At 73.5% G+C, this 12,675-nt stretch carries 9 protein-coding genes; 2 read left to right on the top strand and 7 right to left on the bottom strand.

Annotated elements, in window-relative coordinates; genetic code table 11:
• Both JF597_RS05975 and rpsO read right to left on the bottom strand, forming a co-directional pair.
• Positions 1–187 (bottom strand): hypothetical protein (locus JF597_RS05975; RefSeq protein WP_293990267.1); only part of this gene is annotated, 187 nt, incomplete at its 3' end.
• Between the two features lie 326 nt (positions 188–513).
• Positions 514–801: a 30S ribosomal protein S15 gene (rpsO, locus tag JF597_RS05970; protein WP_293990265.1), complete on the bottom strand. Its 288-nt coding sequence runs from the start codon at positions 799–801 to the stop codon at positions 514–516.
• A 270-nt stretch (positions 802–1,071) separates the two neighbouring features.
• Between rpsO and JF597_RS05965 the strand changes: the two genes are divergently transcribed.
• Positions 1,072–1,365 carry a DUF397 domain-containing protein gene (locus tag JF597_RS05965; protein WP_181804473.1) on the top strand — a complete coding sequence of 98 codons (294 nt, stop codon included), beginning with the start codon at positions 1,072–1,074 and terminating at the stop codon, positions 1,363–1,365.
• A 522-nt stretch (positions 1,366–1,887) separates the two neighbouring features.
• On the top strand, positions 1,888–5,325 hold the full coding sequence (locus JF597_RS05960) for an SCO5717 family growth-regulating ATPase (protein WP_293990262.1): 3,438 nt from the start codon (positions 1,888–1,890) through the stop codon (positions 5,323–5,325).
• Between the two features lie 73 nt (positions 5,326–5,398).
• On the opposite strand, the gene JF597_RS05955 is transcribed toward JF597_RS05960, so the two are convergent.
• The 5 genes from JF597_RS05955 to JF597_RS05935 all read right to left on the bottom strand — a co-directional run bounded on the left by JF597_RS05955 (position 5,399) and on the right by JF597_RS05935 (position 12,205).
• Positions 5,399–6,349, bottom strand: a complete 951-nt coding sequence (locus JF597_RS05955; RefSeq protein WP_293990260.1) for a bifunctional riboflavin kinase/FAD synthetase — start codon at positions 6,347–6,349, stop codon at positions 5,399–5,401.
• 118 nt (positions 6,350–6,467) lie between these two features.
• Positions 6,468–10,238 carry a trypsin-like peptidase domain-containing protein gene (locus tag JF597_RS05950; protein WP_293990258.1) on the bottom strand — a complete coding sequence of 1,257 codons (3,771 nt, stop codon included), beginning with the start codon at positions 10,236–10,238 and terminating at the stop codon, positions 6,468–6,470.
• Positions 10,239–10,504: 266 nt separating this feature from the next.
• Complete coding sequence (gene truB / locus JF597_RS05945; protein WP_293990256.1) at positions 10,505–11,410, bottom strand: tRNA pseudouridine(55) synthase TruB; 906 nt, start codon at positions 11,408–11,410, stop codon at positions 10,505–10,507.
• The gene (gene rbfA, locus JF597_RS05940) at positions 11,407–11,865 is read right to left on the bottom strand and encodes a 30S ribosome-binding factor RbfA (protein WP_293990254.1); all 459 of its coding nucleotides are present in this window, start codon (positions 11,863–11,865) and stop codon (positions 11,407–11,409) included. Before rbfA ends, truB begins: the two co-directional genes overlap by 4 nt.
• A 46-nt stretch (positions 11,866–11,911) precedes the next feature.
• Complete coding sequence (locus tag JF597_RS05935) at positions 11,912–12,205, bottom strand: DUF503 domain-containing protein (protein ID WP_293990252.1); 294 nt, start codon at positions 12,203–12,205, stop codon at positions 11,912–11,914.
• Positions 12,206–12,675: the final 470 nt, after the last annotated feature.

Below are 12,675 nucleotides of genomic sequence, written 5' to 3'. Positions count from 1 at the left end.
AGTCGAGCTGGTCCTTGGGGTTCTTGGAGGCGGTGGTGGCCGACAGCACCATGGTGTCGTCGTCCAGGTACGCCACGGCGGAGCCGGCGGCCTGCTTGGCCAGGCGGCCCGTCTCGAAGCGGATGGTGCGGGTGCCGAAGGCGCCGTTGTCGATGACGGCCTCGGCGTAGTGGGTCTCGTTCTCCACTAGCGTTTTCTCCGTTACTTTCGTCTGCGTTACGTCTTTTGTCCCGGTCTGCCCGTGTGGCAGGGGGACGGTTGCGGAGATGCGCGCCGTGCTGTGCGGGCCGGTCTTCGATCGAAGCACCCGGGGCTCGCTTCCCCCCGGGGGCCACTACCGAGGACCGGCGGCGGCTTGGGTGCGCTTCTCCTTCTTCGTTGTCCTGCTGTGTCGCGCGTATTGCGTTGTGCTACCACACTACAAAGCGTGAGTGACACTCCGCACGTTTCCGCACGTACGGCAAAGGGAGCGGCCCCGGGCGTCTCTCCGGGAACCGCTCCCTTCACGGCGTCTTACTTGGCGCCCGCCGCACCGCGGCGGATGCCCAGGCGGTCGACCAGCGCACGGAAGCGCTGGATGTCCTTCTTCGCCAGGTACTGCAGGAGACGACGGCGCTGACCGACCAGGATCAGCAGACCACGGCGGGAGTGGTGGTCGTGCTTGTGGGTCTTGAGGTGCTCCGTCAGGTCGGAGATCCGACGGGACAGCAGAGCGACCTGGACCTCGGGGGAGCCGGTGTCACCCTCCTTGGTACCGAAGTCGGAGATGATCTGCTTCTTCACTGCGGCGTCGAGCGACACTCGAACTCCTCATGGTCTGAAATGGCCACCGAGTGCCCCCGGTCTTTGTCTCGGGGGAGCTTCCGTTACTCGGGAGGCGGGGATCCGCTGGGCGCTGCCTCCAGGGTCCGCGGGGGACTCCGGGGGTGCGTACACAAACGGCCGTCGTCAAGGGTACCAGTGCCGGTGAGGGGCTCTGTCCCGGGGATCCGGAAGAAAGTACGAGGCAGGTGCGACCGCCAGTAGTGTGACGGTCACAGCCCAGACACGACGGGAAGGGGTCGCTGCGGGATGAGCGAGACGGCTGAGGAGATGAAGGCGCGCAAGGAGCGGGAACGGGACGAGCTCTACGCGCTCGACATCTCGGGCGTCGAGTGGCACTGCGCGCCCGGTACCGAGCAAGACGAGGAACGGGTCGAGATCGCCTACCTGCCCGAGGGGGCGGTGGCCATGCGGTCCTCGCTCGACCACGGCACCGTGCTGCGGTACACGGAGGCGGAGTGGCGGGCGTTCGTGCTGGGCGCGCGGGACGGGGAGTTCGACCTGGAGCCGAACGAGCGCAACGGCGGTCTGGCCGCCCAGTAGGCGGGCCGGGCATGACGGGGCGGCACGCACGCGTGCCGCCCCTTCGCGTTCCGGCGCCCGTCTTCACCGCACTCGCCTCGCCCCCCTTCTCCGTGGCGTCCGTACGCAATGTCCTGTTTCCCGGGGGCAGTTCGCCCGCTTCGTCCGCGCCGTCCCCCGCCTCCACCGGAGTCTCACGGCGCGGGCCGGCAGCACGGCGGTCGCCAACTGGTACCCGAAGTGGCGGTTCTTGCCCGTTTTGTTCATCGATTGTTCGGCAATACGAAGGCCCCGCACACCACTTCGGGGCAGGGTGTGACCAGGCGGACCTCTGACGAGAGGCGGACGGGCCTGCCGAGGTGCGGCTCACGGTGATTAGGCTGGGAGGGGGGCACGACGTCCGGACCTTGAATGCGGCGCCGGTGTCCCGAGGGGGAGAGCCGGTGGATCGGACTACCTCACACGAATACGGATGCTGAGAACGACACGACATGGTCGTCGCGCAGGCACGGCATGAGGTGCTCGACCACACCAGGAGGAACTGTGAGCAGCGATCGGGACGGGATCCGCGGGGGCTGGGCCACACCCGGCGATGACCAGCCCGACGCGGAGTCCCTCAACGAGATGACGGGCGAGTTCACGATCGACTACGCGCCGCCCGCCTGGTACACGCAGAACGCGGCCGACGGTTCCGGCCCGGTGACCGGCGGACCGGGCGCACCGGGTTCCGCGGGTACGTCCGACGCGGGGAGCGGGCCGGCTGCGGGTGCCGGTACGGGTCCGGGTGCCGGTACGGGTCCGGGTGCCAGTACGGGGCCGGGTGCCAGTACGGGGCGTGCGGCCCAGCCTCGCTCGCCGTTCCCGCCGGGGGCGCCGATCCCCGGACTGACCCCTCCTCCGCACGCCCAGCAGGGGGGCGGGAGGCCGGGACCCGGGGTGCCCTTCACGCCGCCGGCGCCGCCGACGTCCGCTCCGGGCGCGCCGTTCACACCACCGCCGACGTCGGCTCCCGGAGCGCCGTTCACCCCGCCGCCCGCGTCGACTCCGGGCGCACCGTTCACCCCGCCGCCCACGGCGACGCCCGGGGCACCTTTCACGCCGCCGGCGGCTTCGGTGCCGAATGCCCCGGCGCCGGGTGTGCCGGTCACTCCGCCGCCCGCTTCGACGCCGGGTGCGCCCTTCACCGCGCCGCCGGCGTCAACTCCCGGAGCGCCGTTCACTCCCGCGCCCGCGTCAACGCCGGGGGCTCCGTTCACCCCGCCGCCCGCCTCCACGCCGGGTGCGCCGTTCACGCCTCCGCCGGCGGCGGCGCCGAGCGCGGACGCCGGGGCACCGGCCGCGCCGCCCAAGGCACCGTTCACCCCGGCCTCGGCCCCGGCCACGCCGCCCATCGGCGGCCCCGCCGCCGTACCGCAGTTGCCGGTCGGTTTCGAGCTGCAGCCGATCACCGCCGCGGAACCGGCGCCGGAGCCCGAGGAGGACAACGGTGACCTGGAGAGCGGTTCGACGATCCGGTTCTCCCCCGCAGCGCTGAAGCGCGAGACGGCCGAGGCGGCCGTGCCCGCGGCCGCCGAAGCGGAGGAGAAGGAGGAAGAGGGGGCAGCGGAAGCCGATTCGAAGGCCGCGGCCTTCGCGCTCCTGGCGACCTCCGAGGCGCACAGCGAGGACGCCGACGAGGAGGCCGGGGACGAGCCTCCCAGCGACGAGTCCGATGCCGTTGCCGACGAAGCCGAAGCCGAAACCAGGTCCGACGCCGAGGCCCAAGCCGAAGCGGATGGGGACGCGGATGCCGACGGTGCGGCCGAGACGGACGCTCCCGCGGGGGAAGCCGACCCGGCGGACGACGCGGACGAAGACGGGTCCCGGGACGCGGTGGTCGTCGCGGAGTCCCCCGTCGACACCCATGACGACAACGACGACGACCACGACGACGACCACGACGGCGACCACGACGGCGACACCCGCGCCGAGACCGACGACGCCGTAGCCGCCGCAGCCTCTGCAGAGCCCCCCGCCGTCCCCACGCCTCCGGCCCCGCCGCAGGACGCGCCCCCGGCCCCCGAGGACATCGTGCCCACCGCCTGGGCTCCCCCGCCGACGCCTCCGGCGGTGGTGCCGCCGCTGCCGCCGTCCTACCAGCCCGCGACCCCCGTACCCGCCGCCCAGTGGCCGGTCCAGCCGGCGGCAGCGCCGGGCCCCGCGCCCGGTCAGCCGCAGTCCCAGCCCCAGCCCGCCCCCGCACAGGCTCCGCAGCCGTTCCAGCCGCAGGCCCCGCAGCCCGCGCCCGCCGCGTGGCACCAGCCCGTGCCTCCGCAGCCCGGACAGCCGCAGCCGTACGCCCCGCAGCCCCCCGCGCCCGACGCGCAGGGCGGCTACGGCTTCCCGCCGCCGGGCGCCCCCGTCCCGCCGCCGCAGGCACCGGGCGGTTACGGCTTCCCGCAGCCCGGACAGCCGCAGGGCCCGGTTCAGCCCGGCGGCTACGGGTTCCCACAGCCGGGTCAGCCGGGCCAGACCCAGCCGCCGCAGGCCGCCCCTCAGGACCCGCGCGCCGTACCGGCACCGCAGCCGGCGCCGCAGGGCCCGCAGGCAGCCGAGCCGCAGGCCGCGCAGGCCCAGCCGCCCGTCGACCCCCGGGCCGGTGCCGCCTGGCCGCAGCCCATCCAGCACGACCAGCGGCAGATGACCAACCCCGGTGCCGCGCCGCTGGGTTACACCGCCGCCGTGGAGCTGTCCTCCGACCGGCTGCTCAACAACAAGAAACAGAAGGCGAAGAGCGGCCGGCCCGCCGCCGCGTCCTCCCGGTTCAAGATCGGCGGGAAGAAGGAGGAGGCCGAGCGGCAGCGGAAGCTGGAGCTGATCCGCACACCGGTGCTGTCCTGCTACCGGATAGCGGTGATCAGCCTCAAGGGCGGGGTCGGCAAGACCACCACGACCACCGCGCTCGGCTCCACGCTCGCCACCGAGCGGCAGGACAAGATCCTCGCCATCGACGCCAACCCGGACGCCGGCACGCTCGGGCGCCGCGTGCGCCGCGAGACCGGGGCCACCATCCGTGACCTGGTCCAGGCGATCCCGTACCTCAACTCCTACATGGACATCCGGCGGTTCACCTCGCAGGCGCCGTCCGGCCTGGAGATCATCGCCAACGACGTCGACCCGGCCGTCTCGACCACGTTCAACGACGAGGACTACCGGCGCGCGATCGACGTGCTGGGCCGGCAGTACCCGGTCATCCTCACCGACTCCGGCACCGGTCTGCTGTACAGCGCCATGCGCGGGGTGCTCGACCTGGCCGACCAGCTGATCATCATCTCGACGCCGTCGGTGGACGGGGCGAGCAGCGCGAGCACGACGCTGGACTGGCTGTCCGCACACGGTTACGCCGACCTCGTGTCGCGGTCCATCACCGTGATCTCGGGAGTGCGCGAGACCGGCAAGATGATCAAGGTCGAGGACATCGTGGCGCACTTCGAGACGCGCTGCCGTGGCGTCGTGGTCGTCCCCTTCGACGAGCACCTGTCCGCCGGTGCCGAGGTCGACCTCGACATGATGCGGCCGAAGGTGCGGGAGGCGTACTTCAACCTCGCGGCGATGGTCGCCGAGGACTTCGTCCGGCACCAGCAGATGCACGGCCTGTGGACCAACGACGGCAACCCGCCGCCGGTGGCCGCCCCGCCGATGCCCGGACAGCCCCTGCCCGGACAGCCGCAGCCCGGGCAGCCCCAGCCGGGGCAGCAGCACTACGCACCCGGCCACCCGCAGCCGTACACACCCGGTCAGCCCCAGCCGTACGCGCCGCCGCCCGGGCAGCCGTATCCCCCGCAGCCTTACCCGCAGCAACAGCAGCCGTACCCGCAGCAGGAGCTGTACGGACAGCCCCAGCCCGGCAGTCAGCCCTACCCGCAGCAGCCGGGATACGGCTACCCGCAGCAGCCTCCTCAGCCGCCGCAGCCCCCGCAGGAGCAGCCGCCGCAGCAGTAGCCGGAACGCCGAAGGGCGGCCGGTGCATGAGGCACCGGCCGCCCTTCGGCGTATCGCTGAGCTCCCCGCCCGATCAGGCGTTCTCGGCCGCCACCAGCTCCCGGCAGCGCTTGACGTCCTCGGCCATCTGCTCCAGCAGGGCGTCGAGCGAGTCGAACTTGGCCTGGCCGCGGACGTAGGCCAGGAAGTCGACAGCGACGTGCAGGCCGTACAGATCGAGGCCCACGCGGTCGATGGCGTACGCCTCCACCGTGCGCTCGGTGCCGTCGAACTGCGGGTTGGTGCCCACGGAGATCGCGGCCGGCATCACCTCGCCCTGCGCGTGCAGGTAGCCGGCGTAGACGCCGTCGGCGGGGATCGCGGTGTGCGGGAGGGTCTCCACGTTGGCGGTGGGGAAGCCCAGTTCGCGGCCGCGCTGGGCGCCGCGCACGACCACGCCCTCCACCCGGTGCGGGCGGCCGAGGATCTCCCGGGCGCCCGCCATGTCGCCCTCGGCGACCAGGCGGCGGGTCAGGGTCGAGGAGAACGGCTCGCCGCCGCCCGCCTCCCCGCGCACGTACAGGTCGACGACCTCGACCTCGAAGTCGTACACCTTGCCCTGCTCGATGAGGAACTCGACGTTGCCCGCGGCCTTGTGGCCGAAGCGGAAGTTGGGGCCCTCGACGACGGCCTTGGCGTGCAACTTGTCGACCAGGACCTTCACCACGAAGTCGGCGGCCGACAGCTTCGAGAACTCGGTGGTGAAGGGGAGGATCAGCACCGCGTCCACGCCCAGCTCCGCCATCAGCTCCGCGCGGGTGTGGTGCGGGGCGAGCAGCGGCGGGTGGCTGCCGGGGCGGACGACCTCGCTGGGGTGCGGGTCGAAGGTGACGACGACGGCCGGGATGCCCAGCTCACGGGCGCGGTCCACGGCATGCCTGATGATCAGCTGGTGACCGCGGTGCACCCCGTCGTAGGACCCGATGGTGACGACGCTGCGCCCCCAGCCCTCGGGGATGTCCTCCAAGCCACGCCAGCGCTGCACTGTGTCCGCTCCTCGAACCTGTGTCCATTGTCCGTCTTACGCAGGTCTAAGGGTGCCATGTTTGCCGGACCCGTCTCACACCGGCACGGTCGCTGTGACCGGGCGCACGTGTCCGCGCTCACGCCGGTACCCGGACGCCCGCGAGGTTTCCCAGCATGCGGCGGGTGCTGGGACCGACCACCGCGGCCCACTCCTGCGGGGTGTCGGTGAGCCAGCGGGCCATCAGGGCGGCGAATCCGGGGACGTGCCGGCCGAGGTCGACCAGTCCGCGGTCGAACCGGGTCGCCCCGTCCGGGGTGCGGACGAGCAGCAGACCGGTGCGCCTGACCAGCTCGCGCATCCCGTCACCGTCGTCCTCGCGCTGGACGGCGGCCGCGTGCAGCAGCGCGTCCAGGACGCCCGGGTCGCGTTCGCGGTCCAGCAGGTACTCCAGGAGTTCCTGGCGCAGCGGGCGCGAGGCCGGGGTGCCGGCCGCGCCGAGTACGGTCGCGAGGGCCGCCCGGACCGGCTCGGGACCGTCGTCGAGCAGCTCGGTGACCAGCGGCAGCAGGACGGTACGGGCCTCGGCGCCCTGGTCCAGTCGGCGCTCGACGAAGGCGGCCACCTGCCCGGCCAGCTCCGGCCGCAGCTCGGCGGCCTCCAGGACCAGCTCGGTGACCCGCTGGGCGAGCGCGGGCGCGGTGACGTGGGCGAGCGTGCGCAGCACCTGTCCGGCGTCCGGTCCGCGCAGCCGGGCGCGGTAGGCCTCCAGGACCTCGTCGGAGTGGGTGGCCAGCGCGGGGACCAGGGCGGCGGGCGTCAGCTGGTGGTCGCCGTCGGCGAAGTGCCGTAGCGCCTGCGGGAGATGGCGGGCGCGGGTCGCCGGGTCGCGGACCAGCAGGGCGAGGGCGCCGCCGTGCAGGGTGCAGTCGGCGGGGCGGGCGAGCAGGGCGAGCGCGGCGTACCGGAGCAGTTCCCGGTCGGGTTCGCTGTGCACGTGCGGTGCGGCGCGCAGCCCGTGGGCCATGGCGGCCACCCGGCGGGCCGGGCGCTCGTCGTGCGCCCAGCGGTCGACCGCCCGGCACACCGCCGACGGCTCGTCCTCGGCGAGCACGGCGAGCAGTTCGTCGCCGCGCCGGTGTGCCGCGTCGACCAGCACCTCGGTCAGCTCGTCCAGGGCCCGGTGCCGGTGGGTGTGCAGCAGCGCCTGGGCCGCCGTCGCCACGGTGGCGTGCGGCATCGCGGGCAACGGCCGCTCGTCGTCGAACCACCGGGTCAGACACCGCTGTACGGCGGTGGGGTCGGCGGCCAGCAGCCGGGCCACGGCGTCCAGGTAGCGGGGGGCCGTGTCCTCGGGCTCTTCCGCCGTCGGCTGAACCGGCGGCCGGTTCGGCCGGGCTCCGAAGCGGCCCGGGCCCGCGGTCTCCGGTCCCGGTCCCGGCGGTGTCTCGGGCAGTGACTGGTCGGCCAGGACGAGCCTGCGCAGCAGGTCGAGGCGGTCGGTGACCGGGAGGGCGAGCGCGGTCCAGAAATCCGGTCCGAACTCCGGCCCGAACCGGGGCCCGGACTCGGCGGGCACGGTGCGCTGCCGGCCCACGACCTGGTCGGCGAGCAGCCGCAGCACCCCGGTGTACGGGGTCGCGTCGGGCAGTCGCAGCAGGGTCTGGGTGAGCAGACGCGCGGCCCACCAGGAGCCGGGGTCCAGGTCGAGGGCGTGCACCAACTCGTCCAGTCGCGGTGTGAGTCGGGTGGGGCCGTACTCCCGGTCGAGCAGCAGCAGGGCCTGGACGACCGGGCCGACCCTGTGGTGCGGGACGGGCAGGGGGTGGGCGCCCAGAGGGGTGCGGGGACGGTGGACGAGGGCGTGCAGGGCTTCGTCCAGGTCCAGGTGCATGCCCTGGATCCAGTCGGCGAGCTCTTCGTGGGCGAAGCGGTAGCCGCCGCCGGCGGGCACCAGCAGTCCCTCGGTGAGCACGGCGGAGGCCCAGCCGGAGCCGCCGCCGAGGTGGGCGGGGACGGGTCCCCAGGGAAACACCGCTTCGAAGGACTCCCGGTCCAGTTCGCCCTGTCCGGGGCCGAGGCTGCGCCGGGCGGCCTCGTGCACCTGCCCGGAGACCCGGGCGGCGAGCCGTCGTACGGCCGTACCGCGCAGGCCGTTCTCGGCGGCCAGGCGGACCGCGATGCGCAGGCACATCAGGTCGAGATGGGCGGCGAAGACGTCGTGCCGGTCGATCGGGTCGTCGCCGGCCGGGGCGTCCGGGAGGGCGGCCCGGACCTCGGAGAGCAGGCGCAGGGTGAGGGGGTTGCGGGCGTCGCGGTCGATGAGGGCGGCTTCGGGGATGCCGTAGCGGGAGCGGGCGCGGCGGGCCTCGTCGGGGGTGAGGTCGGTCAGCCGGACGCAGGTGGGGTCGCCGGTGCCCTGGTGCAGCAGGTCGGGCGGGAACTCGGCGCCGGCGCGCTCCCAGTACTCGTCGCGGCAGGCCAGGAGCAGGCGGGCGCCGGTGTCGCGCAGCCAGTCGGCGGTGCCCTCGGTCCAGGCGGGGAGCCGGTGCGCGAGGACCGGGGGCATCTCCTCGGGGCCGTCGAGCAGGAGGAGGAGCGGGCGTCCGGCGCGGGCGGCGAGGCGGGCCAGTCGCTCCACGGTCAGCTCGCCCAGGTCGCCGGGGAGTTGGGAACGGGAGGCGGCGACGATCCGGACCGCACGCTCCAGGGCGCGGCGGGCCGCGTCGGCGACGGAGTCGTCGGCGTCCTTCAGGTCGGCGCCGCGGAGCCAGAGGGTGGGGGCGGGGTTCGCCGCGCGGTGGCGGCGGGCGGCGAGGGCGGCGAGCTCGGTGGTGCGGCCCGTTCCGGGGGCGCCGACCAGGGCCAGGACGGTGCGGGTGCCTTCGGCGAAGGCCGACAGCTCCTTCGCGATCACGGCTCGCTCGACCGGTTGTACGGGGTCGGTGTGTGCGCCCGTGAGTGCCGCGAATGGTGGCGGGGCGGCTGCGGGTGCGTCGTGGCCGGTCGCGCAGTGCGCCGCGCCCCTTTGGGGCGCTCCAGAGCAGGGCGATTCAGAGCGGGGCGAGTCGGAGGGGGGCCGCTCGGCCCGGGGCCATCCCGGGTGGGGAGCTGACATGCGGGGGGTCGGGCGGCCTACGTAGCCGGACAGGGTGCCCGGGGGGCCGTCCTGGCCCACGGACGTGGCCGTCAGTTCCAGTACGCCCGCAAGGTTGAGGTCGATGCCGTAGGCCGGGACCGTGGCCGCGTTGGTGGCCAGGAGGTCGGCGAGGGGGCCGCTGTCGGGGTGGTGGAGGGGGACGGCGAAGCCCACGTCCCGCTGGCCGGACTGGAGGGCGGTGCCGAGGACGGCCAGGACGGCGCCGGTCTCCGCGTCCAGAACCGGGCCGCCGGCCGCCCCGCCGCCCAGGCGCAGCGCGTCCCGGCCCGCCGTGCCGATCGCCAGCTCCAGGGCGTCTTCGAGGAGGTGGAAGCGGTCGGTGGCGGTGTACGTCACCTGGGTCGCGGCCAGCACCCGGGCCTCGCGCCAGCGGTCGGCGGCGATGCGCACGTAGGCACCGGCCGGGATGCGTTCGCGTACGGTGACCGGGAGCGGGTCCACGGCGAGGCCCTCGGTGCGGACCAGGGCCAGGTCGTAGGCGGGCAGCGGGACGACGGCGTCCGAGCCGACCACGCAGGTGCGGTTTCCGGCCGCGTGCAGCACGATCCGGGCGAGGCCGTCGACCGCCTCGTGACTGGTGATGAGCGTCCCGTGGTGATCGGCCAGGAAGCCGGTGCCGCGCGGGCGTCCGGCGAGGTCGCGGACCCGGACCAGCCGCTCGTCCGGCCCCGGTCCCGTGTCCTGCGCCGCCTCCCGGGTACCGTCCGCCGTCCGGCGACCGCTCCCGGTGCGCAGGCCGCGTCCCGCCATGATCGAACCTCCCCGCCCGTACACCCGTGCCCTTGTCCCGGGCTGTCTTCGACCGTAGGCGCGAAATGATCAGCGGGACAGAGCGGGCGGTGAACGCGCCCCCCTCCGCTCCCCCGGTTCACTCCGAGCGCCTGCTCGGTCGGGTGAATAGGGCGGGGCGGGTGGATACACCCTAGGGGTGGGGGAACCGAGGGGGGACCGTGGAGCGGCGGCGGCGCCAGACCCCGTGGTCGCCGCTCCACGGGCAGGGCCCGACGGGCGCCGGCTCAGGTGAAGACGGCGAGGCTCTTCGCCTTGCCCTTCTGCTCCTCGACGAGTGCCAGGAAGCGGCCCTCGGGGCCGAACACGGCGACGGGGCCGGTGCCCGCGTACTCGTCGGGCATCTCCAGGCGCACGCCGTTGGTGAGCAGGCGGGCCCGCCGGTCGTCGACGTCCCAGCGGCGGAACGCGGCTCCGGCCGCCTCCGCGATCGGCATCACGGTCAGCTCCTGCTGGAGCTGGTCGAGGGTGCGCGCCGAGTCCAGCTTGTACGGCCCGACGCGGGTGCGGCGCAGCGCGGTGAGGTGGCCGCCGACGCCCAGGTCGGCGCCGAGGTCGCGGGCGAGGGCGCGGATGTAGGTGCCGGAGGAGCAGACGACGGAGACGACCAGGTCGAGGACGGGGGTGCCGTCCTCGGCGACGGTGTCCCGGACGTCGTACACCGTGAAGGACGAGACGGTCACCGGGCGGGCCGGGATGTCGAAGTCCTCGCCGTCCCGGGCGCGCTTGTACGACCGTACGCCGTCGATCTTGATGGCGCTGACCTTGGACGGGACCTGCATGATGGCGCCGGTCAGTTTGGCGATGCCTGCGTCGACGGCATCGCGGGTGACCTTGGAGGCGTCGGTGGACGAGGTGATCTCGCCCTCGGCGTCGTCCGTGACCGTGTCCTGCCCGAGGCGGATCGTCCCCAGGTACTCCTTCTCGGTGAGGGCGAGGTGCCCGAGGAGCTTGGTGGCCCGCTCGACACCGAGGACGAGGACACCCGTCGCCATGGGGTCGAGGGTGCCGGCGTGCCCGACGCGCCGCGTGCGGGCGATGCCCCGCATCTTGGCGACGACGTCGTGCGAGGTGAAGCCCGACGGCTTGTCGACGATGACAAGGCCGTCGGGCGGGGTGGGCTTGCTGGTCATTCGGTCGCGTCGTCCGTCTCGTCGGCGTCGTCCTCGCCCGGCTTCTTGTACGGGTCGGCGTCACCGGCGTAGGCGGCGCCCGCGGAGGCCTCCCGGACCTTCGCGTCGGACTGGCGCGCCCGGTCGAGGAGGTCCTCGATGTTGCGGGCGGTGTCCGGGAGGGCGTCCGCCACGAAGGCGAGGGTCGGCGTGAACTTCACGCCGGCGGCGCGGCCGACCTCGGACCGGAGAATGCCCTTGGCGCTCTCCAGACCGGCGGCAGCGGCCTTCCGCTCCTCCTCGTCGCCGTACACCGTGTAGAAGACGGTCGCTTCCCTGAGGTCACCCGTGACCCGGGTGTCCGTGATGGTGACGTGGGTACCGAGCCGCGGGTCCTTGATCCCGCGCTGCAGCTTCTGGGCCACCACCTCTCGAATGAGGTCCGCCAGCCTTTTCGCCCGCGCGTTGTCGGCCACTGGTCCGTCTCCCGTTCTTTCTTCGTGTCGTTCTCAAGTCTCAGGTCTAGTCGTCGTCGCCGTGGAGGCGCCGTCGGACGGACAGCAGCTCCACCTCGGGGCGGCCGGCGACCAGCCGTTCGCACCGGTCGAGTACGTCGGTCAGGTGCGCGGCGTCGCCGGAGACCATGGCGAGGCCGATACCGGCCCTGCGATGAAGGTCCAGGTGGTCCACCTCGGCCGCGCTCACGGCGAACTTCCGCTGGAGCTCGGCGACGATCGGGCGGACGACGGAGCGCTTCTCCTTGAGCGAGTGGATGTCGCCGAGGAGGAGGTCGAAGGACAGGGTCCCCACGTACATGTATGTATCCGGTTAACCCGCCGGTACGGGATCGATGGCCCTGTCAGGCACGGTACCCCGTCCCTGCCGGGGGCTCGACCGACTTTCCCCGGCCGTGACGGGTCAGCGGCGGCCCGGGCCTTTTTGCCCACCCACCGCCCGACTCGGTGGACCGAGAGGCCCCGCCGCGGGGCTCCGCCCCGGACCTCGGCCCTTCGCCCACCCACCACCCGACTCGGTGACCTCAAAAGGTGCCCTCTCGGTCGATGCCTTCTCGAGCGACCGATTCGGGTGGTGGGTGGGCGAGGGCGGGGTCCGGGGCGGAGCCCCGTGGCGGTTCCTGCCGGCCGACCGGAAAAGTGCCGGCCGACGGCACCGAAGTCCCGTCGGCCGGCTACCAACCGTGGGCGTTACACCCGCGGCTTCTCGCGCATCTCGTACGTCGCGATGACGTCGTCGATCTTGATGTCGTTTAAGTTGCCGAGGTTGAT

Source organism: Streptomyces sp., from assembly GCF_019510245.1.
Lineage (GTDB): Bacteria > Actinomycetota > Actinomycetes > Streptomycetales > Streptomycetaceae > Streptomyces.
The sequence above is the reverse complement of the archived record's forward strand: the minus strand, read 5'-3'. Positions and strand labels throughout refer to the sequence as shown.